This is a genomic window from Nocardioides sp. URHA0032, from assembly GCF_000620645.1.
Lineage (GTDB): Bacteria > Actinomycetota > Actinomycetes > Propionibacteriales > Nocardioidaceae > Nocardioides.
Window position 1 is genome coordinate 229,187 of the sequence record NZ_KK211160.1, and the last position, 26,411, is coordinate 255,597.

A 26,411-nucleotide genomic window follows, 5' to 3' on the forward strand; every position below is an offset into this window, starting at 1 on the left:
ACGGGGGACAACGCAGACGCGTCCGCTCGCGGACTAATCGGGTACGCCGTGCTGCGCGCCAATTTCAACTACGAAGCGCCCAGTTACGTCGACAACTTCGCACCCTACGTTCTCGACGCATTGGCTCGCCGCCATCCTCAAGCGATGACCGAGGCTCAGGTCGCCGAGGACGTTCGCAACAACTTCGGTTTTACCATCCCCGACCGCGTGGTCGGAACGCTTCTCAAGCGTGCGTCTAGGAAGAACCAGGTGCAGCGGTCGGACACCGGATATGTCCTCACAGCCTCCCACCTTGGCAAGGTCCCCGATGTCAGCGCCGAGGTAGCGAAGTTCGGGCGCCAGCAGCAAGAGGTCTCCTCGAAGTTCCTTGACTTCGTCAGCGGCTTCGCGCCGCAACATCTGCACCTCGTTCAAGACGAACCCGCGAGGCATCTCAGCCACTTCGTCGAGGCGCATGCGGCACCGCTGCTTTCCCATGCCCTACGTGGCAACCGTCGCAACATCGAGCACGACGACATGACCGGCCCGGACTTCTTGGTCAACGTGTTCATTCGCGAGATCGGCGACAAGGATGCCACCGCGTTCGGCTACGTCGTCGACCTGGTTAAGGGCGCAATCCTTGCAGCCGTGGTCGACTTGGGTACCGGGCAACTCAAGCGCAAACTTCGCGACCTTCATCTCGTCCTTGATACGCCAATTCTCCTCAAGGCCCTAGGGTTCCAAGGCGCAGAACACCAGCGGGCGACAACCCAAGCGATCGCCCTCGCCGCTACGCACGACGCACAAGCCGTCTGCTTTCCGCACACCATCAAGGAAGTGGACGGAGTGCTGGACTCCGTCGTGCCCGTGCTGCGAAGCCGAGGAGCACGAGCCGGAGCGCTCCGCGAGGTTGACGCCCACTTCCTCGACAAGGGCTCCATGCCTGCCGACATCGAGATCGAACGGGGCAACCTGAGGAATCGCATCCGAAGCCTCGGCATTCGCGAGGTCCAGCCGCCCGACAACCACTACACGTACGGGTTGGACGAAGGCGCGCTCGACGCATTGCTGGAGAAGCATGTGCACTACCGCAGCCCGGGCACCCGCAGATATGACGTCGACAGCCTCTCTGCCATTCACCGCCTGCGAAAGGGCAGTAGCGCTGGAGACTTCGAAAAGTGCGGCTTCGTCCTCATCACCGACAACGTCAACGTCATTCGAGCCGCCCGCCGCGTGGACGAGCGCCATGAGTGGCCCCTCGCGATGCACGATGCGGACATGGCCGCGCTCCTTTGGGTTCGCAGCCCCGCAGTCAACGAAGACCTGCCCCGGATGCAACTACTGGCTACCGTTTACTCGGGCATGCAGCCAGGCGGACACCTATGGGCGAAGTACCTCGACGAGATCGAACGCCTCCAGATCAGCGGCGAGGTCAGCGAAGACGACGCCCTGCTACTCCGAGCCCGTCCTGAGGCACGCTCCGCGCTGATGACCGAGACACTGGGCGAAGGCGTGGACATCGACCGCGAGTCCATCGCCGCCGTACTCGACCGCGTTCGCGACGACCTGCAACACCCAGTCAAGACGCAACTTGCCACTGCGGAACTCGCCCGCGAAGCCGCGCTGCATGCCGCGCAGGCAGCACAACAGTCGCAACAGAGCGAGAAGGAACAACGCGAAAGCGTCGAGCGCGAGGTGGAGGACCTGCGCCACCAAGTTGCGTCCATGCGACAGGCCCACGGTGCACAACATGAATCCATCCGGGAGCGCGCTGAGACGCATGCCCGACGGATGGTGAGCGTGCTCATCTACGGATTGGGCGCGGTTCTCGTAGCCGGGGCGGCAGTGCGAGTCGCGGCTCCTGAGTGGTCGAACAAGTTGCCGAACTGGCTTGCTCTGACGTTCCTCGCGTGCGGCCTCCTCGTGTTTGGGGTCGGAGCGTGGCGACACTTCGCAGGAGGAAGCCTTCGAGAATGGGCCAGGAAGGTCGAGAAGCCCCTCGCTCGTCGACTAGAGCGGCGCGCGCGCCGCCGGGCGGGCCTTCCCGACGCGGCTTCCTGACGGATCACCCGACTCGGCTGTCACCACAGAGACATGGTCGATGCGGTTCAGTCGCAAGACGTCTGTTCGTCTTGTTTGCTCATGTCTCGACGGTGCGCATCCGATAGATGCCCCGGAGGCGAACGGTTCGCCCTATGCACGGGGGAGTGATGGTGTTGAAGCGAGTCCTTGCCTTTGTTGCGGGAGCAGGCGCACTGGTTGGCCTGGCGATGCCCGTGGTCGTGACTGCTCCGGCAGACGCTTCTACCGGGGCTGAATCTGGCACGGCGGCGGTATCCGCCAGTGCCGCGAAGCCAGCGCTGACGGCGTCGGCGAAGGACGTTGAGGAGGGTGACCGGTACACCCTGACCGCGACCATCAAGTCAGCGTCGACCGCCACACAAGCCACATTGGAGAAGTGGCGTCCCTCCCTCTACGGCTGGGACGCGCCCGCGTGGGTCTCGGTCAAGACCGTCAACGTTGCCAAGCGGGGCAAGGTGCCGTTCAAGGTCGTCGCGACCGACGAAAACGCCGAACGCTATCGCGTGGCCGTGACCTACAAGAACACCACCAAACCTGCCGTCTCCAAGCCCGTGGCTGTGACGGTATGGCGCTGGATCCCGCTCTCCGAGTACGACCCGTACTACGAGACCGGCGGAGCCGTCTTCGGAACGACCACCATCAACGGGCACGCGTACTCCGGGTGGGGAGCCGCCTCCTACTCCCACACCGGGGCATGGGAGAGCCGGTTCACCCCCGGACGGCACTGCAAGTCCTTCCAGGCTGTCCTCGGGCTCGGTGACATCTCCGCCGACGACTCGTCCGGGTCCATCACGCTCACCGCCGACGATGAACCCATCTACACCTCGCCCGCCCTGACGCCGGGCATGAGCGTCCCGGTCACGCTCGACCTGGCGACGCCGTACCGGTTCGGCATCCAGTTGTTCGGCACCACGCCCGGCGGCACCACCGGACGGGACGAGGTCGAGGCTTGGCCTGTTCTCGGCGAGCCTGCGTTCCTGTGCACGGGCGTCTGACCTTCGCCGCTGCTTTCTTACTCTTTGTCACTTCTCGAACCCGAGACGACCCGCAACCTTCGCGTCCGGGGCGTGTTCCTTCGTCATTCCCGGAGGTGGCCCGAGCCAAATCCGTGCCCTTCCACGCTTCGCCGGAGCGCCTGTGCAGGAGCAGCCTCGGTGGTGTTCTGGGGTAGCCTCCCCGCCAGCGCAAACCGTAGGCTGCAGACGTGGTCGTCCTGATCATCGTCATCGCCGCCGCGGTTGTCTTCGGGCTCGCTGTCGGCTCGCGAATCTTCGCGGCGGAAACCACTCCGCGTGCCCCCGGTGCTCTGCTGGTCTTGCTTGGAGCGGTCGGGGCGATGGCTTGGTACGCATCCACCCATGTGTTCGGCTCCATAGACTGAGGGGACGCGCGAAGATTGCGTGGCGAAGCAGGACGAGGGCCGTTACCGAAGTTGTTCACCCTGCTCGGGCCGCGCCCGGGCACTGCGTCGCCTGACGCAATTCACCATCATCGTCGGGTGCACCTGCACACAGCGCACCCGACGACGATGCTGGTCGACAGCGTCCGGCCACACCGCCTCAGCGCGCATGCGAACCAAGCGCTGCGATCCGCACGAGGGCGCACAACCCAGCAGTCTTGAACCGCGACCCGGGTCGATGATGACGTTGCCGTCCGCGTCGGCTACGACCTGTCGAAGGCCCGATCGCCACGGGAGTTGGCCCTGTGGACCCGTTGGAGCCGCGAGCATCAAGGGCGACGAGTAGACCTCATGATGCGCGGGCTGCTGTGCGATCTCGGCACTGATCCGGTCGCCGCGATCCGCGACTGGCTCGACCAAGGCATCCGCAAGCCCCAGAGTTCACCGGGCCACCTCCGACGAAAGGCCGTCATCTTCAACGACCCGTCGCACCGACGCGGAGAGGTCATCTGGGACCCCGCCGCGAGCCAAACGTGAGGAAGGGCTGGACTGTGCGCCCAGCGCGTCGTCTAGCCCGGTTTCCGCGACTGTCGGACCCGACGTCTAACGTCCCGGGTCCGAGCCAGAAGCAGGGGTCGAGCGGCTCACCCGGGTAACCCACCTGAGCGAGAGGACCGACCCCGTTGACCATCACCGATCCCACCACCAACCCCACCAACCTCCCGAGCGTCGAGATGGTCGCCCGCGCCTGGCACGCGCTCAGCGACGAGACCCTCGACGCCATCCCGTTTGGTGGCGAGGGCTGCACGTGCCGCAAGCACGCCCCATACGCCTTGCGAGTTCTCGACCTGCTCTACGGACCCGGAGCCGCAGAGCCGGATGGTCTCGGCGCCGTCGTGATCAACCCCTTCAACGGAGGCGTCTGGGTACGCGCAGCGCACCCCTCGCTTCCGTGGTACGACTCCGCAACGGCCTCGCTACAGGACTGGTCGGACCCCACACGGGAGGACCACTTCACCTGGAACGAACTTCGCCAACTTCACGGCCCGTTGGCGGTGCAGAGCAGCGGCTGGACACCACCCGAACCGTCCGCGCCGGTCGTCGAGTCACCCACGAAAACCGGGGCTTCGCGTGATCCAGGCGAGCCGTTCGGGATCGGGGCTGTCGTTGTCGACGCCACCGATCAGACCTGGGTGCGCCTGCATGACGGCGCGCACCCTTGGCACACGGCCAACCCGGGCGCGCGGCAGGTCGCGAACTGGGAAGACCTCGTCGATCCGGTGCTCCGTAGCCACGGCTGGTACCAGTGGTGACCAGCAATCCAGACGAGCCGAACCGCATGTACGCGCTGCCGCTGGACCCCGACTCGTCGGTTCAGTACCGCACGGTCGACGACGAACCGGACCCGTCAGCGAACAGTGTCCGCATCCGGTACCTGTACGGGAGCATGTTGCTCCACCGCGAGCACGACCTCTTCGTTGCCCAGAGCGCCCAAGGTCGTCACGCGCAGGACCTCATCCGCACCCGGCTCCGAGCCGAACGGTTCAGCACCGACGACTCCGACGAGTGGGCTTTCCGGAACTGGCGCAAGTGGTGGTCGCTCAACGAGTTGGCGCAGCACTCCATCGACCAGCCCGACGAGTGGATGTGTGACCTAGTCGTGCAGGTCGCACTGGCGTACCGGGACACCGGCATCCCCAACGACGAAGCATTCGAATGGGTCATCCGCTCAGTGAGCCCCGACTACGCCCTCAGCATCCGCAACCACGGCTGGAACCCTCACGCATACGGAACCCTTTGCGCCCTCTGCATCCAGCGCGCAACACCGGACCGCAACGACGACAACGAGGCGGATAGGTGGATCGCATCTCCCATCGTCTGGTGGCGCGCCCTCCGCTACCTCCAAGCCGGATTCCGGCTCCCAGATGCCCTCGGCCAAGAACTGCGGCGCCGCGACGGCGAGGACGTCGACGCCGCCGTTGACGTTCTCATCGGACTCAGGCACTCGGACCAACCCTGACCTCGAATGAAAACGAAACCAAACAAAGCGGACGCGTCCAGAGGATCGAGTTGCACCGTCGGCAGCCCTTCGGTGCAAGTAAGGAGCCGAGACGACTGACAGGAAGTCGGGTTGGTGCGCCTGTTCACCGCGCACCAACCCGACCGTCGCGTGAGCCGACCCGCCTGTCACAACGGCTCGGACCCGCCAGCCCGGTGCGTCTGCCTACCGCGCACCGAACCCGGTGATGCTGGTCGACAGCATCCGGCCGCGAGCAGCACCGGCGCAAGGGTCGACGGTGACACCCCCACCGACGGGACGAGTACAGATCTGCCCCCGGAGCCACCTGGCGCAACTTGGTCAACGTTGTCGGTGCCCTAACCGATACTCCACAGCGTGACCGACGGACCTGCCCTCGCGAAGCGGGTTCCGCATGCCCCGGTGGCGGACCGACCAGCCTTGCTGGACCTATGGCATGCCGCTCGGAACATCGTCGATCCGGCCGACATCACCACCGGTTCCACGCGCAAGGTGTGGTGGCGCTGCCCGGACGGTCCGGATCACGAGTGGGAAGCCGCGCTCCAAAGTGTCGCCAACTCGGTCGCGGCGGGAAAGCGGGGCTGCCCGTACTGCCGGGGTCTTCGAGCGTCTGTCACGAACTCGGTCCGGTCGCTGATGCCCCTCTCCGCAGCGCAATGGCACCCGACCAAGAATGGGGACCTCACACCCGATGACCTTGCTGCCGGATCCAACAAGTTCGTGTGGTGGAAGTGTCCCGCCGGGGTGGACCACGAGTGGCAAGCCAAGCCGCAAGAACGACGGAAGCGGTCCGACGGCATCTGCCCGTTCTGCGTGAACCGTCGGGTTTCGGAGACCAACAGGTTCTCCCTGCACGCACCCGCCGAAATCGTGTCGCAGTGGGACTCAAGCCGGAACGGAGATCTGACGCCCGACCAAGTGGTACTCACGACCCAACGGTTGGTGTGGTGGAAGTGCGAGGAAGGTCCCGACCATGAGTGGGAGTCGCCCGTGCATTGGCGCACCACCCTCGGCTTCGGATGTCCGTTCTGCGCAGGACGGCGGGTTTCGGTCTCCAACAGCGTGCGCACCCTGATGCCCATTGCCGCCGCGATGTGGCACCCGTCCCGCAACGGCGACCTCGCTCCGGACGACGTGCTGGCCGGAACCTCTGACCTCGTTTGGTGGAAATGCGACCGAGGACCGGATCACGAATGGACCTGTGCACCCATCGTGCTCCGCAGAAGCCTGGGCACGAGAACCCGTGGGTGCCCGTTTTGTGCTGGACACCGCCCGTCGGTCACCAACCGCCTCCAGAATCACCCGAGGCTTGCCGCCGAGGTCCACCCGATCCGCAACGGCGACCTGGGACCAGCGGACATCCCAGCCGGATCAAGTAGGAAGATCTGGTGGCGCTGCCAGGCGAACCCCGCCCACGAGTGGCAAGCCACAGTCGTGAACCGGCTCCGAGGCCGCAACTGTCCGTTCTGCAAGATCAGCCTTCGTAGCGCTTGGGAGACCTGTCTGGCCTACGAACTCCAAACGATCTTTGACGCCATCGACCTGAGCGACGACAAGATCAACGATGAGGGGACACCCATCCACGTCGACATCCTTATCCCCGGCCCCCGCATTGCCCTAGAGGTGGACGGGCGGTACCACCACGCCGACCGTCATGACGCCGACCGGCGCAAGAGCCACCGCATCCGCAACACGGGTTGGAAACACCTTCGGGTCCGCGAGGAATCGCTCGGCGTCATCAACGACGAAGACGTCCTGGTCCCCGACGACCACGCCATCAAGCCCACCACGGACGCCTTGCTGTCCCGACTCCTGCACCTCGGGTGGGTTACCGACCAGACCGATGCCATCGACCGGTACCTCGCCGAGGCAAACCCACGACGGCTCGATGAGGCCATCGCTGATGTGACGAAGGAGCGCGACGGACGCAAGGTCCGGATCCCAGGCCGACCCAAGGGACCCAATCGGGACACCCGTTGGGAGACCGGGTACGCCCACCTTCTCACCTACGTCGAGAGGAAAGGGCACGCTCAACCGCCCTTCGACCACCGCGAAGGAGCCTACCTCCTCGGCTCCTGGGTCTCCGTCCAACGCAAGCGGTACCGCGACGGCATCCTTCAACCCGAACGCACCGACCGACTCGGATCACTCCCCGGCTGGTCATGGGACCCCGCCACCGACACCGTCGACCGCAATTTCGCTCTCTACGCCGCCTTCGTTAACCGAACCGGACACGCCTACATCGGCGTCAACCACAAGGAAGGCGGCGTCAACATCGGGTCATGGGTCCGCTGCGTTCAACGAGGCACCGTTCGACTCAACGCCGACCAACGCGCACGCTTTGAACGCCTCGCGGGATGGAACTGGAACCGCGACCGATGGGCCAAGACCCGTGCCCAAACGGAGACTGCGGACAGCACTCTCTTCTGACTCGACCTCCGAACCAAAGCAGCGCCGGTGTGCCGGTCGCGGCATGATGAGCGACATGGCAACGACAGCCACACGCTCGGCCCGGTCGAAGGTGCCTCTCACGAAACGGCACCTGTCCCGACTGTCGAAGATCGCTGCCGCCGACCACGAAGACCTTTACCAGCGGCGTCCCGCCTACCGGGGTCGACTACTCGCGGTGGTGCTTGCGCAGGGCGCTGCACTGCACTACTTGAACCGTCGCAACGGTGTGAAGGACCTGGACGTCTGGTCGTTCTTCGCGCTGCCACCCGACGAGGCTCGCTTCCCCGAAGACCGGCGCAAACGGCACGTCGACTTCGGACCCTCCGACTTAGGTCGCCAGCGCTACGACATGTCGAAGGCCCGTTCCGCCCAAGAGGCCACCACCTGGACAAAGTGGCACCGCGAGCACGAAGGTCGGCGCGTCGACCTCATGATGCGCGGGCTGCGCTGCGACCTCGACGACGACCCCGCCGAAGCGATCCGGGCATGGCTTGACCGAGGCATCCGCAAGCCGAACAGTTCACCGGGCTACCTACGACGCAAAGCCGTCATCCTCATCGACCCAGCAGACCGACGCGGCGAGGTCATCTGGAACCCCAGCGACCAAGCGGTGTAGAGCGAAAGCGCCCTGCCACCCGCCGATCGCACGGGGTTACCTTTCCCTCATGGTCGCTACCGGAGCCCGAGTGCGAGCCCTCGCCGCGCTGCTAACCGAAGCGGGCTGGACACAGGTCAGGCCGCCACGACTTCCTCGCCTCGCCGACCTCCCGGCCGCCCAACACGACCGCATCCGTAGCCTCTACGAGATCCTGGATGGCACCCCCGCCCAGTTCGACCGCATCCGGCCCGGCGGCTGGGACCTCGCCTTCATCACTCCCGAGGACCCCCACAGGCTTCTGCACGTCGAGTTGGACGAAGAACAGCACTTCAACCGCTACCGCGCCCGAATGCTCGACGCGACCGAGGAACTCGGTTTGCCGTGGACACCGGCCTACCAGTCATACAGCCGCGACCGCGAAGCGCGACTCCTGCCCGGGTGGGGCACCGGACAACGCTGGACCAACCCCTCCGCTGCCCGGTTCTTCGGTGAGGCCAGTCCGCCCGGAGACTTCACTGGCGTCGGTGCGCCCCGCTGGCGACAGCGAGCCTTCTACGACGCCGTCAAAGACACCCTCACCAGCCGCAGTCTCGCCCGCATCAGCGTCCATGACTCCCACGACGCCGACAACACCGTCGAGACCCTGCTTCGACGGCCCGAGCCGTCGGCCGCCCGCGCACTCCAATCGCTGATCACCAGCCGAGTGCACGACGCCTGACACGCCGGATGGGCAGAAGACACAAGCACGCGTGGAGCACCACATCCCCTACGACTGGACACAGTCGACCTGTTCACACAGAAGCCCGGCTGCGCAGCACGATTTGTCCAGTCCACCGCCACGTGTCGGTGCTGGCGCGTAGGTTTCCGTCGACATAGATCGAGACGACGGACGTCAGGGGAACTCGTGGCGAAGCGAGCGCGCAGCACCGGGGTCAAGCGGGAGAAGATCCCAGACTCCGTGCGAAACGCACTGTGGGCTAGGTGCGCCGGTCGCTGCACGCTGTGCAACCGCCGTCTGCTCGGCGACGCGCGCACCTACTTCCACAGTGCGCTCGCGGCCCAACTGGCGCACAACGTCGGAGCAACCGACGGGGAGGGTTCGCCGCGAGTGAGCGAGGACATCGTCGATCGTGAGGCGGAGGAGAACTTACTTCTCGTGTGCCACGACTGCCACAAGATCATCGACCACAAGGCACACATCCACCTGTACCCGCGTGAGAAGTTGCAGGCGCTCAAGCAGCAACACGAAGATCGGATCGAGAAGGTCACAGCACAGGGCGGTCTTACGCGGACCGCTGTCCTTCGCCTCGGCTCAAACATCCACAACGCCCTCGCCATCGCGTCGCGGCGCGACGTCGGTGAAGTTCTCATCGAGGACGACTGCCTCGCTCTCGTCGAGAGCCAATGGAGTGGCGACTTCACCTGCCGCGTCCACGGCGACGTCGGAGACAGTGCCTACTGGCTTGGAGCCGAGGACACCATCAACAAGACCATCAGGACGATCCACCAAGCCATCGACCAAGGCGACGTCGAACATCTCTCGGTCTTCGCGATCGCCCCTATCCCCGTACTGGTGTACGCCGGAAGCAAACTCGACGACAAGGTTCCCGTCCGCATCTACCAGCGCAGCCGCGACGCCGCGCAGGGATGGCGATGGAACCCCACGGCGCCCATCGTCGACTTCGAGCACACTGTGACCGCTGGCAGTGGCGACGACGTCGTGCTCACATGCGGCATCAGCGCCCCGATCGACCGGGCCAAACTGCCCAGCAACCTCCACGGGGCGACGATCGTCGACCTGCACCCCCGCGACGTCGCGCCCTCGCCCACGCTCATTGCGAACGAAGCATCCCTCAAGAACTTCGCCGACGCATGGCGCACCATGCTGGCAATCGCCGAGCAGACCGCGCCTCAGGCGAAGCGGTGGCACCTCGTCGCCGCCACACCGGTGTCCCTCTCAGTCGCGATGGGCCAGTCGTTCATGCGCGTCGCCCAACCACCAGTAACCGTCTACGAACGCGGCGAGACCGAATACTTCACGGCACTTGAGGTGAACGCATGACCCAGACGAGCGACTTCCGGAACTTCCTCACGAACAAGGTCAACCTCAACCAGACCCGCATCAACACCCTTAGTGCGAAGGTCGCGAGTCTTCAGACCTTCCTCACGAACGACGAGGTCTTCGGTGACCACGTCTCCGAACTCCTTCCGCAGGGATCGTTCGCACACGGCACCATCATCAAGCCTGTTGGTACGCGCGACTTCGACGCCGACGTCCTGATGCCGATGGACGATGTCCCCGGCTGGTCCGCAGCCGACTACGTCGAGAACCTCTACACGGCGTTCGGTCGGAGCAACTCCTACAAGACCATGCGGGGTCGTCACTCACGATGCGTCCGCATCGACTACTCGGGCGACTTCCACGTCGATGTCGTCCCCTTCGTCACCCGCAACGGCGCCACCTACATCACCAACCGCGTCAAGAACGAGTTCCAAGTCTCGGCACCCGACGAGTTCACCGCTTGGCTCGAAGGTCAGAACCGGATCACCGACGGGAATCTCGTCAAGGTCGTACGCCTACTCAAGTACCTGCGCGACCACAAGAGCACCTACAAGGTCCCCTCAGTCACCCTCACCGCTGCACTGGCACACCAGGTCAGTGACACTGCAACTGTCCTCGACCCCGATGCGTACAAGAACGTCGCCAACACCCTCCGCACACTCTCGTCCGCGCTGTCGGCTCAAGTCGACGGATACGAGACTGTTCCGCCTTACATCAAGGACCCCGGCACCGGACAGGACCTCACCGACCGGTGGAAGCCGGAGAACTACATAGCGTTCCGTGACCGGTTCAGGCGGCATGCAACCCTGATCGCGAACGCTTGCGACGCGCAAACCTACGCCGAAGCCCTCGCCATCTGGCGAGACCTGTTCGGCCCCGACTTCGGTGAATCCGTCACGCTCACCGCTGCTGTCGAAGCCCACTACGCGGCTGCTCCGCCCGCAACCGAGAAGTTCCTCGACAAGAACTTCGGCATCGAGGAGCGAATCAACCCCGCCTACACCGTCAAGGCGGTGGGCGAGGTTGTCCCCAAGAAGGGGTTCCGCAACAGGCCCCTGCCAGCAACGGGCGACCTGGTGGACAAGTACCGCGACATCATCGTCCGCATCAAGGACTGCAACGTCCCGGAGCCATACGACTTGTACTGGAAGGTCCGCAACCACGGCGAGGAAGCCGAACAAGCCAGCGCTCTGCGAGGCGACATCCACAAAGACGACGGGAGCAAGTCCCGCAAGGAGAGCACCCAGTACGTCGGGCGTCACTACGTGGAGGCGTACATCGTGAAGGACGGTGTCTGCGTCGCGAAGAGCCGCCAGCCGGTGATCGTGACCTCGCGCTCCGGTTCCTAGCGAGCGCTACCGGCCTGTCCAATACCAACTTCTGATCGTGGGCATGAAGCGCGTTCGCCAGTAGGCTCGATCGCATGGGCGAGTACAGCAGGTTCGTCCAAGTCCGGGACGAACCGAATCCGCTTTATGGCTCCGGCCTCAAGGGTGCCTTTGTGGGACCTCGCGTGTTCAGGTGGCGTGCCGTCAATATGTTCGGTGAGCAGCAAGTCGAGGACCACACGCCGTATGCCAGCGAAGACGAGGCCAGAGAAGCGGGCGAAGCCTTTCTCGCGAACTACTGGCGCAGCCAAGACAGCAAGTTGCCCCCGTCTGACTGGCGCTGAGTCGGCTCCCTCAAAACGAGGGCGTACTTCCGCATGTAGAGCGTGGTGCGGAGATGGGTGATGTTGACCTCGATGTCTGGCTCCCAGCCAGCGACCTCTCGGAGGTGGGAGCGCGCCGCCGCCTCGACCAGTGTGTCGAACCGCTGAGGCACTACAACTCGGCGATGCGGGCCAGGTTTCCTCCCGTTGACGTTCACCACCCGGGTGCGGCACGGGCAACCACTTGGCTCCGAGGGCGCGGTAGCACTGCCGAACCACTTTCTCGGCTTCTGCCGTCCCGTACTCGCGCTCCGGAGAGTCATCCATGGTCACGTGGTACACGGCTCGATGTTCTGCGCCGTCGTACGACCAACGCCATCGGAGCATTCCACGCGTCATCAGATGGTCGAGGGCATCACCAAGGTGCTCCTGGCGAGCGATGTGATACGGGGAGCGATCCATGAAGGAACCCTACAAACTGCCTGATGCGCCCCGCGCCAAGCGCGTCGAGCCCGCTCAGGTACGCACGAGGCGCAGCATCTAGGTAGAACGAGAGACCGGTCGATGTAGAAGGGGTTCACCGGCGTGCCAGCATCTCCGCCTGAGAACGAATAAAGTCGCCGCCCCGCCAGCGTGATGTCTCACGACATCGGAAACCCGGTGAACCGGCAGGTTCGCCGGGTTTCGTCATTGTCGGGTGGGTCGTTCGGGGGCTCCGGTGGATCACTTACGGCGTCGTGAGACGCGGCAGACTCCCAGCACGCGACGTCGTCGTTGTCGTGTCGCCGAGCGACAGGTACTGGGGGGCTTGCGCTGTCGACCGGCTCGCGGGTCGATGGCCCTGTGTCCGTGGCTTGCTGGCCGTGGGTGGTTTCGACCGACATGGCAGCTACGGGAACGGTGGGTGGGTGGTCGTCGCCGGTTCCCGGCTTGCGGGTCCGCCGTGTCCCTGGGCCTGTGGAAAGCGGCTCGGAATCGTGACCTGTTCGTTACCCAGGGCCCTGTGGAGCAAGGGGTTCTGGGCCTCTCGGTGTCGGTGGCCGGTGCTTGAGTAGCACCATGACAGCGATGGCCACACCCCGGCACCGAGTCTCGGTGGCCGTCGCCCACGCCCACGCCGAGATCGATGCGGTCGCGGACGCGTCGGTGTGGTCCATGGACCCCGCGGAGACCACCGCGACGCTCGTGGAGATCAGCAAGCTCAAGACGAAGGTCGCCGAGCTGGAGGCCCGGGTCGCCGAGCACGCCGACGACGAACAGGTCGACGCGTGGGCGCACCGGACCCGGCAGACCAAGCCCGCGGTGCTCGGCCAGGTCAGGCTCGGCCAAGCCCTGGTGACCCGGGGCCATGTCCGGGACGCGCTCGCGGCCGGTGACCTGGTGGTCGAGCAGGCCAAGGTCATCGTCACCGCGCTCGACCAGTTGCCCGGAGACCTCGACACGACTCTGGTGGACAAGGCCGAGCGGCACCTGGTGGCCGCCGGACGCGAGCACACCGCCCCGACCCTGCGGATCCTGGGCAAGCGGCTGATGGACGTGGTCGCCCCCGACCTGGCGGATGAGTACGAAGCGAAGCAGCTCGCCCGCGAAGAGGCCGACGCGCTACTGGCCACCACGTTCACGATGGTCGACGACGGCCACGGCAAGTGCCACGGCCGGTTCACCGTCCCGTCCGTCCACGGCGCCGCGCTGAAGAAGATGCTGCTCGCGATCGCCGCCCCCCAGCACCGCACCGCCACCGACGGGCCCGCCGCCGCCGGTGCCGTGCCCCGGCCCGGCCGGGAACGCCTGGGCCGCGCGTTCTGCGAGCTCCTCGAGCGCTACCCCGCCCACCAGCTCCCCCAGACCGGCGGAGTCTCCGCCACCATCGTGGTCACCATGACCCTCGAGGCCCTCGAAGGCCGCATCGAGCAGGCCGCACTCCTGGACACCGGAGAGAGGATCACCGCATCGACGGCCCGCCGGCTCGCGTGCGAGGCCGGGATCATCCCCGCCGTCCTCGGCGGCAACTCCGAGGTCCTCGACCTCGGCCGCACCCGCCGGTTCCACACCAAGGCCCAACGGACCGCGATCGCCCTCCGGGACAAGGGCTGCACCGAGCCCGGCTGCGATCGGCCCCCGGCGATGTGTCACGTCCATCACGACATCCCGTGGAGCCGCGGCGGACCCACCGACGTCGAGCACGGCAGGGTCCTCTGCCCGAAACACCACACCAGGTTCCACCGACGAACCTAGGCCGACCGGCCTACGAACCTCCACCACAGACCGGCCGATGGGCGCGGTCCCGCCTGCCAACACCCCAACGCCGTGAGCCGCGCGAAATGCGGCTGCTCCGGGCGAGTCGAGGCGGTGCGGAGTCCGCGGAAACACGGACTCGGACCCGACAGCCGGACGCGCGAGCCTCCGTCTCGGGGGGAGGCTCCAATGCCCAACTGCCGGGCCACCCCCATGGTGACCCGAACGCGGGACCGACAACCTCGCGCAGATGAGGGATCGTCCGCTCACACTCCGCTCGGATCTCGGCTGCTTGTTCCGGTGAACGGCCGGCCACCTCTGCCGCCGAACAGGGACACACCGAGAAACTGGCTCGATTCCCCGGTGGGATCGCGACCGCGGGGCTGATGCACTCGGACTCCGGACTCGTGGAGACCAGTTACTTGCGGACGACCATGGCGTCCGCGCCACGCGGCGCGCGTGCCGGCGTGGTCCCGCGCCCCTTGGCGATCGGGCCCGTCCCACGATGTCGCGGGGCGGGCCCGCCGCTTGACCCTCAGTCCAGACCGTTCGACGCTCTTCCGCGCCGGAAGCGGGGGATGTGGCGCGGAAGAGTTCCTCCAGCGTGGGCCTCCGCGGGGCGCCCCGCATCACCCGCACGAGGGAGGCCCGGGCGGTAGCCACCGGTCGGCTGGTGCATCCGGCCCGCGGGCCAGGTGACGATGGCCGGGCGAGCGGCTCCTACGGACCCCGGTTGGCGGTCCCTCGTTGTGGGTGCTGGCCGCAATGTGCGGCCCCCGTGCGCCGACGGACGCTGATGTCATGGCGCCCAGGGTCCGAGTCGTCGGCGACAGCAGTGGCCCGGGCGGGGTGCGGTCCGAGAGCCCGTGGGAGCGTCGGCGGCCGAGCGTTTCCGAGTCGCGCCTCCGTACGGCCCTCGGGCGCATGTGCTGCTGCGCCAGGATGTGGCGGGGGCCGTCCGTCACCAGTGATGCAGCAGCCAGGTCGGCGGCGGCGACCGCGCCTGCTGTCCCGCCCGGAGAGTTCTCACTCATCTCCTCGACGAAGCCTTCCGTCGCCGTGACTCGGCGGACCCTGGGCGCGCTGGCCGTCGTGCTCGTTGGCGCGTCAGCGTGCGGCTATCCCGCCGACGCCGACAAGGAGAACCGTGAACGGCGCGACAACGAGGACGAGCGTGACGAGAACGAGCGCGACGAGAACGGGCGAGACGAGATCGGGCGCGACGGGGACGGGCGCGATGAGCGCGAGCGCGATGAGGACGAGGGCGACGAGGACGAACGCGACGAGGACGAAGGCAGAGATGGTGAAGGCGAAGGTGGCGACGGGAGCGGGGGCGAAGACGACGGCGGTGGTGACGACGAAGGCGGCGAGGACGAGCCGGACGAGCCAGGCGGTTCAGGCGGGAAGTGCGCGGAGAACCCCGGCGAGTGTGAGCCCGGGAGCTGAGTCGGCGGCCGAAGTGGTTGCCTGACGGGACCGTGGGCGGTGCCCGGCTGTTCCCCAGCATTGACGTCGCGGACCGGTTGGGTGCGTGCCCATGCTGGTGGGACCTCGAGAGGTTGTGCGGTAGGAGGTCCACGATGCCGGATCGTCGGGTGCAGGCAACCGTGGGACTGCTGCTCGTGTCGGGGCTGGTCCTCGCCGGACCCGGTGCGCGGGCTGCGGTGGTCACCGGGACTCCCGGTGACGAGGTGCTGGTGGGCACCGCCGCGCACGACACGATCGACGCCAAGCCGGGTGAGGACCTGGTCTTCGCCGGCGCTGGTCCGGACGTCGTCAAGGGCGGCCGCGGCGCCGACGTCCTCCGGGGCGGGCTCGGCAGGGACACCGTGTTCGGCGACCTCGGTGCGGACCTCCTCAAGGGCCGGGCCGGCCGTGATGTCCTGGTCGGCGGCACCGGGGACGACCGTGCCTTCGGGGGGCCGGGAGGCGACCAGTTCGGCAGCCTGGCGCCGAACTTCGGGTTCCAGGGGAACGACGTCCTGGTGGGCGGACGCGGGATCGACGTCTTCCTCGAGGCCGGCGACGGCGACGACCTCCTCCGCGGCGGGCCGAACCGCCGCAACCCCGATGCGCTGTTCCCCGTCGAGACCTTGCGACCGGGCCCCGGAGCCGATCGCGTGTTCGGGGGACCCGGGCCGGACGAGGTCGTGCTCGAGGTCGACGGCAGCGCCGACACCATCCGCTGCGGCCCGGGCTCGGACGTGGTGACCTACCTGGGTGCCATCGACGACTCCGACACCCTCACCGGGTGCGAGCAGGTGCGGGCGCAGTAGCGGCGGTCGTCCCCACCCGGCTATCGGAGCGTCGGCCAGTCGATCAGCGTGCGGCCGCCGGGCGCGAACTGGATCGCGGTGGGGCCGCCCGGGAGCTTCGGCACCGGGATCAACCACCAGCCCGTCACGCACTGTCCCGGTGCGAGCACCTTCCGGAAGGGATAGGTCGGTGTCGGCAACGGGTGCGCGCCTGCCGGGCGGGCGGGGTAGACGCGGCCGTCCGTGCCCTTCGCCCGCCAGTCGTCCCAGCCGACCAGCTCGCGGTGGTGGCTTGATCGCCGTACGCAGGTGCGCACCTCCTCCGCCCAGAACTCCAGCCCGGGCTCGTCCGGGTGCAGCACCTGCCCATCGGCGTCGCGCACGTCCCGGCTCAGGAGCAGCTCCTTGACGACGAAGTCCCCGCCGCGGCGCGGCGGCAGGTTCTGGTCGGAGTACGGGCGGTGCTCCCGGTGCGCGTGCGGGAGGTCCGACCCGCCGGGCGCGGTGGTCGCGGATGACTCGCGGGCCGGACTGTGGGCACATCCGCCCAGGAGGATGCAGACCGTCGCGAACCACAGGAGGCCGCGCACGCGCGCCGGCATCGCCATGGGAGCTCCTCTCGACATGCGTGCGACGCGCGGTCGGGGGCGAAGGTTGCGACCGGGATGGACCGGCCGGTCCGGCGGTCAGGTTGCTGGCAGGTGCGGTCACGGACCTTGGTCGCATGGACTCTCGTACGTTCGCCGGCCCGAAGGTGCCCGCGGTCTTCCTCACCTTCTGGGTCATCAAGCTGCTCACCACGGGCATCGGGGAGACCGGGGCCGACTTCATGGGCACCCACAGCATCCCGGTCGCCGGCGTGGTCGGCGTCGGTGGCTTCTTCGCCGCGCTGTGGTGGCAGCTGCGTGCCTCGGCGTACCAGCCGGTGCGCTACTGGGTGACGGTGCTGATGGTGGCCGTCTTCGGCACGATGATCGCCGACGGGCCGCACGTGGCGCTCGGTACGCCGTACTGGTTCGACGCCATCGTCTACTTCGTGCTGCTGTGCGGGCTGCTGACGTGGTGGCTGCGCAGCGAGGGGACGCTGTCGGTGCACTCGATCGTGACCTCCCGCCGGGAGCGGTTCTACTGGGGGACGGTGCTGCTGACGTTCGGGCTGGGCACCGCGCTCGGTGACGCCGTCGCCATCAACGCAGGCCTCGGGTTCGGTTGGTCGATCGTGATCTTCGGTGTCGCGATCCTGATCCCGCTCGGGCTGTGGCGGGCGGGCCTTCCCGCGGTCGCGTGCTTCTGGGCGTCGTACGCGCTGACCCGTCCGCTCGGCGCGAGTGTCGCCGACTACCTCGCGGCCAAGCCCTCGAGCGGCGGGCTGGGCTGGGGGACCGGGCCGGTGACCGCGGTCGGCCTGGTGCTGTTCGCCGTCCTCGTCGCGTACGTCGCCGTCACGCACTCCGACGAGGAGGGTGCGCACGGCACGGCACCGGAGGAGGACCACGAGGCGGAGCCGGTGCTCGACTGAGCAGAATGGCCCCATGGTCAGCATCGAGTTCGAGGGCAAGCGCCCGGCCGTCCACCCCGACGCGTTCGTCGCGGCGACCGCGACCCTGATCGGCGACGTGACCGTCGAGAAGGGCGCGAGCATCTGGTACGGCGCGGTGCTGCGCGCCGACATCTGCACCATCGTGGTGCGCGAGGGCGCGAACGTGCAGGACAACTCGGTGCTGCACGCGGCTCCCGGCGAGACGCTGGTCGTCGGTCGCGACGCGACCGTCGGCCACGGCTGCGTGGTGCACTGCAAGGAGGTCGGCGAGCAGGCCCTGGTCGGCAACGGCTCGACGCTCCTCGACCACGCGGTGGTGGGCCCGCGCACCCTGGTCGCCGCCGGATCCGTCGTCACCCCCGGCACCGTGCTGCCGGGCGACGTGGTCGCAGCGGGCATCCCGTGCAAGCCGACCAAGCCGATCGAGGGCACGTCGTCGGAGTTCTGGGTCGAGCAGAACCCGCCGTACTACCAGGAGCTCGCGCAGCGCCACCGCGAAGGCGCCGTCCTGCTCGACAGCGAGGTCCGATGAGCGTCCGCGTCGAGGTCGACGGCGCCGTCACCACCGTCGTGCTCGACCGCCCCGAGGCCCGCAACGCCGTCGACGGCCCGACCGCGAAGGCGCTCGCCGACGCGTTCCGCGCCTTCGACGCCGACGAGGGCCAGGCCGTCGCGGTCCTGTACGGCGACGGCGGCACGTTCTGCGCCGGCGCGGACCTCAAGGCGATCGGCACCGAGCGCGGCAACCAGGTCACGGACTTCGACGAGGGCGGCGACGGCCCGATGGGGCCGACCCGGATGCGACTGTCCAAGCCGGTCGTCGCCGCCATCGAGGGGTACGCCGTCGCCGGCGGCCTCGAGCTCGCGCTGTGGTGCGACCTGCGGGTGGCCGCCGGCGATGCGGTGCTCGGCGTGTTCTGCCGGCGCTGGGGTGTGCCGCTCATCGACGGCGGCACGGTCCGGCTGCCGCGGCTGATCGGCGCCGGTCGCGCCCTGGACCTGGTCCTCACCGGCCGCCCGGTCGACGCCTGGGAGGCCGAGCGGATGGGCCTGGTCAACCGCGTCGTACCCGTCGGCACCGCGCGCGCCGAGGCCGAGGCGCTCGCCCACCAGCTGGCGGCGCTGCCGCAGGCCTGCCTGCGCGAGGACCGCCTGTCGCTGCTGGAGCAGGAGGGACTCACCGAGGACGAGGCGATGGCGAACGAGCTGCGGCACGGGCTCGTCTCGCTCGAGAACGGCGCGCTCGAGGGAGCCGCGCGGTTCGCGTCAGGCGACGGGCGTCACGGAGCCTGACGCGTCGGAGCCTCGTCCAGGCACACCGCCACCAGCCGCGCGGCACCGTGCGCGGTGAACACCCGCCAGCCGGTCTCGAACGGCACGAACCGCATCTGCCCGGACGCCGAGCGCACGATCGCGGAGACCGGCTGGGCGCCGCCGTCGAAGCCGGTGACCGAGCAGTGGTGCCGGTCGAGCAGGTGGTCGACGCGCGTGGGCTGGTCGTCGACCGCGTAGCCGGCGTACCCGTTGTCCGGCCTGTCCGCGACGGTCTGGGTAGCCCAGCCGGTCACGGCGATCGACCCGACGACGGTCACCTTGACCGCGAAGAGCGCGAGTCGGGCAGAGCGCGGGAGCCGGTGCGGCATGGGTCCTCCTGGGCCGGTGCTGCGCACGCGTCCCCCTCGGTCGGCGTGCGTCCCTCTCCGGGCGTTCCAACGAGCGGAGGTACGCCGAGGTGACGCCGCGGGTAGGCGAGGATGGGTGACATGCCGCACCCCAGCTCCTGGTTCGCCTCGCCCGACGACGCCGTCGCCCGCCTCGGGGAGCGTGGCTACCTCGCTGATCCGGCGACCGCCACGACGGCGTACCTCGCGGGTGCCCTCGAGAAGCCGCTGCTGGTCGAGGGGCCGGCCGGGGTGGGCAAGACCGAGCTCGCGAAGGCGGTCGCGCGCGCCACCGGCGCGGACCTGGTCCGGCTCCAGTGCTACGAGGGCCTCGACGAGGCCCGGGCGCTGTACGAGTGGAACTACAAGAAGCAGCTGCTGCGCATCCAGGCGACCGGTGAGCAGTCGTGGGAGGAGACCCACGACGACATCTTCACGGAGGAGTTCCTGCTGACCCGCCCGCTGCTGACCGCGATCCGGCGCGAGCAGCCGACCGTGCTCCTGGTCGACGAGGTCGACAAGACCGACGTCGAGGTCGAGGGACTGCTGCTCGAGGTGCTGTCCGACTTCCAGGTCACCATCCCCGAGCTCGGCACCGTCGCGGCGGTGCGCCGGCCCTACGTCGTGCTCACCTCGAACGCGACCCGCGAGCTGTCGGAGGCGGTGAAGCGGCGCTGCCTGTACCTGCATCTGGAGTACCCCGACGCCGCGCGCGAGCGGGAGATCGTCACCAGCCAGGTGCCCGACCTCGACCAGCGCGTCGCCGAGCAGCTGGTCGCGACCATCGGCCGGCTGCGCGACCTGGAGCTCAAGAAGGCGCCGTCGATCGCGGAGTCCGTCGACTGGGCGCGCACCCTGGTCGCCCTCGAGATCGGCGAGCTCGACGAGAAGGCGATCGCGGACACGCTCGGCGTCGTCCTCAAGCACGCCTCCGACCAGGACAAGGCCGTGCGGGAGCTCCGGCTGCGGTCATGAGGTGCTCATGAGCGGGCTCGTCGACCGCCACATCAGCTTCCTGGAGGCGCTCCGCGCCGCCGGGATGCCGGTGTCGCTCGCGGAGGACCTGGACGCGGTGGCCGCGCTGCGCGCCCTCGACTGGGACAGCCGCGAGGTGGTGCGGGCGGGGTACGCCGCCACGCTGGTCAAGAAGCAGTCCCAACGGCCCACCTTCGACGTGCTGTTCGACGTCTACTTCCCCCGCATGGTGGGCGACGGCGCGGCGGCGGCCGGTCGCGAGCCGGAGGTCGACAACGGTGGCGCGCTGGCCGACTTCCGGGACGAGCTCGCCGACGCGCTGACCGAGCTGGGCGGGGACGGGGACGAGCAGGCGCTGCTCGACCTGGCCGCCGAGATGGTGGCCCGCTTCGGTGCGATGCCGGGCCGGGGCCCGGGCCTGTCGTCCTGGTCGGCGTACACCGCGCTGCAGCGGGTCGCGCCGTCCGAGCTCGTGGACCGGATCGTCCAGGCCCTGCTGGCCGGCGGGCGCACCGACGACGAGGCCCGGCGTGAGGCGGGGCGCCGGATCGGCAGCTTCACCGGCATGGTCGAGGCCGACGCCCGGCGGCGGATCGCCGAGGAGAAGGGGCCCGAGCACGTGGCGAACGTCGCGGTCCGCCCGACGATCGACCGGCTCGACTTCACCTCCGCCCGCAGGGCCGACCTCGAGCAGATGCGGCGGGAGATCTACCCGCTCGCGCGGCGGCTCGCGACCCGGCTCACCCAGGAGCACCACGCGAGGCGGCGCGGCCCGCTGGACTTCCGGCGCACCGTCCGCGCGTCCGTCTCCACCGGTGGCGTCCCCCTGGTCACCCACCACCGCCCGAAGCGGCCGCACCGCACCGAGCTGGTCGTGCTCTGCGACGTCAGCGGGTCGGTGGCGAACTTCGCGCAGTTCACGCTGCTGCTCGTCTACGCGCTGCGCGACCAGTTCGACAAGGTCCGCGCCTTCACGTTCATCGACCACGTGCACGAGGTGACGCAGCACTTCCGGCCCGGCGCGGACCCGGCCGACGTGCTGGCGGACCTCGCGGCCAGCACCTCGCACGCCGCGCTGTGGGGCCGCACCAACTACGGCCGGGCGCTGACGAAGTTCGAGGAGTCGTACGCCGACGCGCTCGGCCCGAGGTCGTCGCTGCTGATCCTCGGCGACGCGCGCTCGAACTACGCCGACCTGCACCTCGACGTGCTGAAGCGGCTGGCCGGCTCGGCGCGGCATGCCTGGTGGCTCAACCCGGAACACCGCCGGCACTGGGACACCGGCGACTCCGCGGCGACGAGGTACGGCGAGGTCGTGCCGATGGTCGAGTGCCGCAACCTCACCCAGCTCGGTGAGTTCGTGCACGACATCCTCTGAGCCGGCCCGACGGACGAGCTCGCGACCGGGGAATGGAGATCAGGAGAGATATCCCAGCCCACGCAGGCGATCCAGCTCCTGACGGATCCCGGGATGCTGCGCCGAGTCGACCGCGCGACCGCCCGCCACGTAGTCCGCGCCGTCGAAGACGACCGTCAGCCGGTTCGCGGCGTCGGCGTTGACCAGCGCGCCGAGCTGGGCGACCGGGTCGGCGCGGTCCTCGAGCGAGAGCACCCGCACGCCGTCGGGCAGTCGCGGCACCAGCGCGGCCGGGGAGCCGGCGGTGATGACCTGGTCGACGACGTACGGCGCGGGCCGGGTCGCGACCTCGACCGCGGTGGCCCCGCCCTGGGCGCACCCGACCAGCAGCACGTGCGCATCGGCGGGCACCGCATCCCGGAGGGCGTCGTGGGCGTGGTCGGCGTACGCCGCGTGGTCGCCCGCGACGACCCGCTGCCGTCCCTCCCCGGCATACGGTCCGCGCAGGAAGGCGACGTACCGCTGCGGCGATACCTCGTGCACGGAGACGGGGGCGGGTGCGCGGGCCAGCGCGGCCATCAGGTCCTCCAGCCCGGAGAGCCGTGGGTCGCCGCCGGTGGTCGTGCGGTCGGGCGGGTCCTCTCCGAGCACCGGGGCGGCGACGTCGCGCAGCGCGGCGCCGAGGTCGGCGTGGAAGGGCTCGGCGCCGATCGCGCGCAGCCCGGCGCGGGCGGCGCCGGCGGTGGTCTCGCCCGTGGTGAGGAGGGACCGCAGCTGCAGCCCGTCGAGCAGTCCGCCGCCCCCGGCCGCGTGCTCGCGCAGGTCCGGGTTGTCGCCGATCAGCTCCTCGAGGTACGCCGCGACGCCGTCGCGGTCGAGCGCGTCCGTCTCGATGAGGCCAGCGGCGACGACCGCGCCGCCGAGGGCGACCTCGGGGGCGAGGTAGCCGATCGCGCGGCCGGCGATCGAGCCGAGGGTGCGGAACGCGGCGGCCTGGAGGTCGTCGATCCATTGGTAGGTGAGCACCGTCGCGCGCACCACGAGTGCGTCGGCGTCGAGCTCGACCGACCGCGCGAGCAGGCCGTGCCGGCCGGTGGTGGCGGCGCGCACGTCGTCGTCGAACCGCTCGAACGACGCCGGCGCCAGCTCGGCGGACTCCTCGATGGCGGGGTCGCGGAGCAGCTGTTCGCCGAGCCCGGCGCGGCTGCGCATCTCGGCGCCGGTGCCGTCGAACAGGTCGGCCAGGCGCATCAGCTGGTCGTACCTCTCGGCGATCCTCATGGGCGCACCTCCGCGAGCACCGGGGCGAGCTCCGTGGCGAGGTCGCCGGGCCGGACCCGGCGCACCTCGACGAGGTCCGCGCCGTGGGGTCGCAGCGCCCGCCAGCCGTCGGCCAGCAGCACCCACGAGAGCACGCCGATGACACTGGTCCGCTCGCCCGACACGTCGGCGACCAGCGCCCGGAGCCGGCCGCGCGGTTCGGTGGCGAGCGCGGTCAGCACCGGCACCGCCTCGAGGTCGACGCCGTGCTGCCCGGCCAGCACCGAGAGCAGGTCGGTGCGGTGGCTGCACACCGCCTCGGCGGCGGCGTCGAGGAGGTCGTACGGCAGGTCGAGGCGGTCGGGAGCGCCGGACTCGCCGGTCCGCAGGTCCTCGGGGACGACCGCGACGCGGGCCAGCTCGTCGGCCCAGGCACTGGTGGGGAACCACGCCAGCTCGAACACGATGCCGTCCGCGGTCGCGAGCGACGCGACGGCGTCCCCGCGCTGCCGGTGCCAGGCGCGGACCCGGCCCGGACCTGCCGTCACGTCGAGGTCGACGGCGACGGTCGGTGTGGCGAGCAGCCCGACGGCGCCGACCAGGCCCTCGTCGACGACCGTGTCGACGAGCAGCCCCCGGCGGGCCAGGGAGGCATGCGGGTCGTGGAGACCCTCGAGCGCGGCGGCCAGCTCTTCGGCGTCCGCGGCACCGGGCGTCGGCCCGAGCCGGCCGTCGAGCTCGGCGTCGGGCTCCTCCGCCGCGCGGACGAAGGGCAGCGGGGCGCCGCCGGCCTGCTCGGCCACGAACAGCAGCTCCGGGAGGGTCAGCGAGAGCCGGCGAGGGAGTGCGTCGAGGAGGCCGGTCGCCGCCGGAGGGGCGGCGCCGAGGTCGATGGTCGCCACGTCAGAGTCCCGGCAGGTCGAGGGCGAGCCAGTCCTTGTGACCGGGTGGCGGTGGTGAGAACGGGACGCCGTCCTCCGCGAGGTGCCGGGCCCGGTGCTCGGCATCGTCGATGGCGTCCTTGAGCCGCTCCACCTCGAGCAGGTGCGCCTCGAGGGACTCCGCCGCGGCGTCGTGCCGCGCGGCGACGTCATGGAGCCTGCTCGCGCGGTCGCGGATCCGGATCGCGAGCGCGTCCGCCGCGCGCCCGGTCCAGCCGACGGCCTCGGTCCGGGCGACCAGCCGGTCGGCCATCCTGCGGATCTCGATCCCCTGCTCGCGCAGCTGGGCGGCGCGCTTGCGCATCACGTCGGTCTCGCCGTACATCGATGAGGCACCTTCTTCCGAGATAGCCGGGTGCGTCGGTGACCGCATTCCCCGATTCGACCGGGTGAAACGCGTCTCAGGGCTGGCGGACGATCTGGAACACCTGGCTCGTGACGGTGCTCCGTGGGCCGTCGCCGGAGGCCAGGAATCCGGCGTCGTGCAGGCTCGCGAGCTGCTCCTGCACGGAGGGGTCGGAGGACGCGTCCGCCGCGGCGGCGCCGTTCAGGTAGTGCCAGTAGTCGTGGTTGCCGACGACGCCCGACGCCCCGCCGTGGTCGGCGAAGGACACGGTGGCCTGCTCGACGGACTCGTGGTTGGGCGCGCCGTCGGTCAGGGGCACGACATCGCCCCGGTGCTCGAGCGACAGCACGTGCGTGCCCGACGGGAACGACGGCACCTGCGCGGTCGGCGAGCCCGCGGTGACGACGTGGGTGACGTCGTAGTTGCTGCCGTGGCCGAGGATCGCGGCCGCCTCCATGCCGCCCATGGAGTGCCCGACGAGGAGCACCGGGTCGTGGGGGCCGATCCCGGCCTGTCCCATCGCGTCGAGGATGCCCTGCTGGTAGCTGTTGCCGTGCCCGGACATCAGCAGCAGGTCGGTGGGCAGGTCGCGGACGTCGTCGTCCTGGGTCCACGGCAGCGTCGTCATGTCGTCGGTCCCGGGCAGGTACACGATGTGCCGGACGCCGTCGGGTCCGTGGATCGTCTGGATCTCGATGGTGCCGTTGAGCGCCGAGTCCGACCCCTGCGAGAGCGCGGCGACGTGCTGGAGCTGGCCGACCAGTCCGGTCAGGTTCGCCGGCTGCTCGCCGGAGTACGGCACGTCCGCGTCGATCGGCCGGACTACGGCGTGCCCGTCGCCGCCGTACGTCAGGGCGAGCGGGCCGGCGCGGAGCTCGGGCTCGGTGAGGGCGAAGGCGCGCTCGGTCAGCGGCTGGAACCACGAGCGCACCTCGTCGTCGCAGACGTCGAACGTGGTGACCACCGCGCGGACCACGACCGCGTCGGCCTCCCAGCCGAACGACTCGACCAGCACGCCGTCGGGCCCGGTCGTCGCCGCGAGCACCGCCCGCTCGGCGCGCGCGAAGCTGACCGGCGAGATCGGGGCGGACGCGGCGAGGCCGGGGTCGAGCATGGTGCGGGCCCCGAGGCCGGCCCAGTCGCGCAGCTCGCTCCCGGCGGTGTCGAACCGGTCGGCGAGGCCGCGCATCGCGACGTAGGTCGCGGCCAGGCCGTGGGCACCGCCGGTCACCTGGGTGATGTGGGTGTCGCTCACAGCAGCTCCTTCAGCTTCCCGATGGTCCCCTCGACGGCGTCCACGGCGAGGTCCTCCAGCAGGTCGACCTCGCGGGCGTGCCGGTCGAGCGCGTCGGCGGCGTCCTCGTGCAGCCGGGCGGTGCGGTGGAGGGCGGAGACGCGGGTCGCCACGTGGACGCGCATGGTGTCCGCGGCGACGCCCTGCCAGGCGACGTCCCGCGCCGCGGCGCTGAGCCCGGTCGCGAGGTCGCGGATCTCGTCGGCCCGTTCGCGCAGCCGCCGGGCCAGGGCCCGGATGGTGGTCGTGTCTCCGTACATGCCCGGAAGCGTCACCGGGCGGGACTT

The 26,411-nt window shown here is 69.2% G+C and carries 27 protein-coding genes; 20 read left to right on the plus strand and 7 right to left on the minus strand.

The genetic code is table 11. From position 1 onward, the window contains the following. The first annotated feature begins 48 nt into the window (after positions 1 to 48). The 15 genes from N538_RS0119150 to N538_RS26295 all read left to right on the plus strand — a co-directional run bounded on the left by N538_RS0119150 (position 49) and on the right by N538_RS26295 (position 16,771). Positions 49 to 2,040 carry a hypothetical protein gene (locus N538_RS0119150; RefSeq protein ID WP_155992256.1) on the plus strand — a complete coding sequence of 664 codons (1,992 nt, stop codon included), beginning with the start codon at positions 49 to 51 and terminating at the stop codon, positions 2,038 to 2,040. Between the two features lie 146 nt (positions 2,041 to 2,186). Beyond that, on the plus strand, positions 2,187 to 3,056 hold the full coding sequence (locus tag N538_RS0119155; RefSeq protein WP_155992258.1) for a hypothetical protein: 870 nt from the start codon (positions 2,187 to 2,189) through the stop codon (positions 3,054 to 3,056). A gap of 209 nt (positions 3,057 to 3,265) precedes the next feature. Beyond that, entirely contained in the window at positions 3,266 to 3,442 is a 177-nt protein-coding gene (locus N538_RS28655; protein WP_155992260.1) for a hypothetical protein, read from the plus strand. Between the two features lie 369 nt (positions 3,443 to 3,811). Next, positions 3,812 to 3,997, plus strand: coding sequence for a hypothetical protein (locus N538_RS0119165; RefSeq protein WP_028638641.1), 186 nt, complete (start codon positions 3,812 to 3,814; stop codon positions 3,995 to 3,997). A 146-nt stretch (positions 3,998 to 4,143) separates the two neighbouring features. Then, on the plus strand, positions 4,144 to 4,773 hold the full coding sequence (locus N538_RS0119170; RefSeq protein ID WP_028638642.1) for a hypothetical protein: 630 nt from the start codon (positions 4,144 to 4,146) through the stop codon (positions 4,771 to 4,773). 26 nt (positions 4,774 to 4,799) lie between these two features. After that, positions 4,800 to 5,480: a hypothetical protein gene (locus N538_RS0119175; RefSeq protein WP_028638643.1), complete on the plus strand. Its 681-nt coding sequence runs from the start codon at positions 4,800 to 4,802 to the stop codon at positions 5,478 to 5,480. 375 nt (positions 5,481 to 5,855) lie between these two features. Then, positions 5,856 to 7,928 carry a zinc-ribbon domain-containing protein gene (locus N538_RS28100; protein WP_081790588.1) on the plus strand — a complete coding sequence of 691 codons (2,073 nt, stop codon included), beginning with the start codon at positions 5,856 to 5,858 and terminating at the stop codon, positions 7,926 to 7,928. 55 nt (positions 7,929 to 7,983) lie between these two features. Continuing rightward, positions 7,984 to 8,565, plus strand: a complete 582-nt coding sequence (locus N538_RS26265) for a hypothetical protein (RefSeq protein ID WP_155992262.1) — start codon at positions 7,984 to 7,986, stop codon at positions 8,563 to 8,565. 70 nt (positions 8,566 to 8,635) lie between these two features. Continuing rightward, complete coding sequence (locus N538_RS26270; protein ID WP_051549447.1) at positions 8,636 to 9,265, plus strand: DUF7255 family protein; 630 nt, start codon at positions 8,636 to 8,638, stop codon at positions 9,263 to 9,265. Positions 9,266 to 9,451: 186 nt separating this feature from the next. Further along, a complete protein-coding gene (locus N538_RS26275) occupies positions 9,452 to 10,609 on the plus strand; it encodes an SAVED domain-containing protein (protein ID WP_051549448.1) in 1,158 nt (385 codons plus the stop codon). Beyond that, entirely contained in the window at positions 10,606 to 11,958 is a 1,353-nt protein-coding gene (locus N538_RS27610) for an SMODS domain-containing nucleotidyltransferase (RefSeq protein WP_051549449.1), read from the plus strand. Before N538_RS26275 ends, N538_RS27610 begins: the two co-directional genes overlap by 4 nt. A gap of 74 nt (positions 11,959 to 12,032) precedes the next feature. After that, on the plus strand, positions 12,033 to 12,281 hold the full coding sequence (locus N538_RS28660; RefSeq protein ID WP_155992264.1) for a hypothetical protein: 249 nt from the start codon (positions 12,033 to 12,035) through the stop codon (positions 12,279 to 12,281). A gap of 1,047 nt (positions 12,282 to 13,328) precedes the next feature. Further along, entirely contained in the window at positions 13,329 to 14,495 is a 1,167-nt protein-coding gene (locus tag N538_RS27615) for an HNH endonuclease signature motif containing protein (RefSeq protein WP_197025402.1), read from the plus strand. Between the two features lie 1,059 nt (positions 14,496 to 15,554). Beyond that, positions 15,555 to 15,941 carry a hypothetical protein gene (locus tag N538_RS27620; RefSeq protein WP_051549450.1) on the plus strand — a complete coding sequence of 129 codons (387 nt, stop codon included), beginning with the start codon at positions 15,555 to 15,557 and terminating at the stop codon, positions 15,939 to 15,941. Positions 15,942 to 16,075: 134 nt separating this feature from the next. Beyond that, positions 16,076 to 16,771: a calcium-binding protein gene (locus tag N538_RS26295; RefSeq protein WP_155992266.1), complete on the plus strand. Its 696-nt coding sequence runs from the start codon at positions 16,076 to 16,078 to the stop codon at positions 16,769 to 16,771. A 20-nt stretch (positions 16,772 to 16,791) separates the two neighbouring features. Here N538_RS26295 and N538_RS0119225 read toward each other — a convergent pair whose 3' ends face one another. Beyond that, positions 16,792 to 17,358: a hypothetical protein gene (locus N538_RS0119225; RefSeq protein WP_028638647.1), complete on the minus strand. Its 567-nt coding sequence runs from the start codon at positions 17,356 to 17,358 to the stop codon at positions 16,792 to 16,794. Between the two features lie 116 nt (positions 17,359 to 17,474). On the opposite strand from N538_RS0119225, the gene N538_RS26300 reads away from it, so the two are divergent. The 3 genes from N538_RS26300 to N538_RS0119240 are packed head-to-tail and all read left to right on the plus strand — an operon-like array spanning position 17,475 to position 19,583. Further along, positions 17,475 to 18,269 (plus strand): COG4705 family protein, encoded by a 795-nt coding sequence (locus N538_RS26300; protein WP_081790590.1) that lies wholly within the window; start codon positions 17,475 to 17,477, stop codon positions 18,267 to 18,269. Between the two features lie 13 nt (positions 18,270 to 18,282). Beyond that, entirely contained in the window at positions 18,283 to 18,822 is a 540-nt protein-coding gene (locus tag N538_RS0119235) for a gamma carbonic anhydrase family protein (protein WP_028638648.1), read from the plus strand. Continuing rightward, on the plus strand, positions 18,819 to 19,583 hold the full coding sequence (locus N538_RS0119240; RefSeq protein ID WP_028638649.1) for a crotonase/enoyl-CoA hydratase family protein: 765 nt from the start codon (positions 18,819 to 18,821) through the stop codon (positions 19,581 to 19,583). The genes N538_RS0119235 and N538_RS0119240 overlap by 4 nt, the downstream gene beginning before the upstream one ends. On the opposite strand, the gene N538_RS0119245 is transcribed toward N538_RS0119240, so the two are convergent. Further along, a complete protein-coding gene (locus N538_RS0119245) occupies positions 19,571 to 19,933 on the minus strand; it encodes a hypothetical protein (protein WP_028638650.1) in 363 nt (120 codons plus the stop codon). The two genes, N538_RS0119240 and N538_RS0119245, sit on opposite strands and share 13 nt — an antisense overlap. A 120-nt stretch (positions 19,934 to 20,053) precedes the next feature. Between N538_RS0119245 and N538_RS0119250 the strand changes: the two genes are divergently transcribed. Then, complete coding sequence (locus tag N538_RS0119250) at positions 20,054 to 20,926, plus strand: AAA family ATPase (RefSeq protein WP_028638651.1); 873 nt, start codon at positions 20,054 to 20,056, stop codon at positions 20,924 to 20,926. Positions 20,927 to 20,933: 7 nt separating this feature from the next. Beyond that, positions 20,934 to 22,304: a vWA domain-containing protein gene (locus N538_RS0119255; RefSeq protein WP_028638652.1), complete on the plus strand. Its 1,371-nt coding sequence runs from the start codon at positions 20,934 to 20,936 to the stop codon at positions 22,302 to 22,304. Between the two features lie 39 nt (positions 22,305 to 22,343). Here the strand turns inward: N538_RS0119255 and N538_RS0119260 are convergent, their stop codons facing one another. The 5 genes from N538_RS0119260 to N538_RS26305 form a co-directional block, all read right to left on the minus strand. Beyond that, on the minus strand, positions 22,344 to 23,564 hold the full coding sequence (locus tag N538_RS0119260; RefSeq protein ID WP_028638653.1) for a hypothetical protein: 1,221 nt from the start codon (positions 23,562 to 23,564) through the stop codon (positions 22,344 to 22,346). Continuing rightward, on the minus strand, positions 23,561 to 24,445 hold the full coding sequence (locus tag N538_RS0119265; protein ID WP_028638654.1) for a hypothetical protein: 885 nt from the start codon (positions 24,443 to 24,445) through the stop codon (positions 23,561 to 23,563). The genes N538_RS0119260 and N538_RS0119265 overlap by 4 nt, the downstream gene beginning before the upstream one ends. A gap of 1 nt (position 24,446) precedes the next feature. Further along, entirely contained in the window at positions 24,447 to 24,809 is a 363-nt protein-coding gene (locus tag N538_RS0119270; RefSeq protein ID WP_028638655.1) for a hypothetical protein, read from the minus strand. A 76-nt stretch (positions 24,810 to 24,885) separates the two neighbouring features. Beyond that, positions 24,886 to 26,085 (minus strand): PGAP1-like alpha/beta domain-containing protein, encoded by a 1,200-nt coding sequence (locus N538_RS0119275; RefSeq protein WP_028638656.1) that lies wholly within the window; start codon positions 26,083 to 26,085, stop codon positions 24,886 to 24,888. Continuing rightward, the gene (locus N538_RS26305; RefSeq protein ID WP_051549452.1) at positions 26,082 to 26,384 is read right to left on the minus strand and encodes a putative T7SS-secreted protein; all 303 of its coding nucleotides are present in this window, start codon (positions 26,382 to 26,384) and stop codon (positions 26,082 to 26,084) included. The genes N538_RS0119275 and N538_RS26305 overlap by 4 nt, the downstream gene beginning before the upstream one ends. Between the last annotated feature and the right edge of the window lie 27 nt (positions 26,385 to 26,411).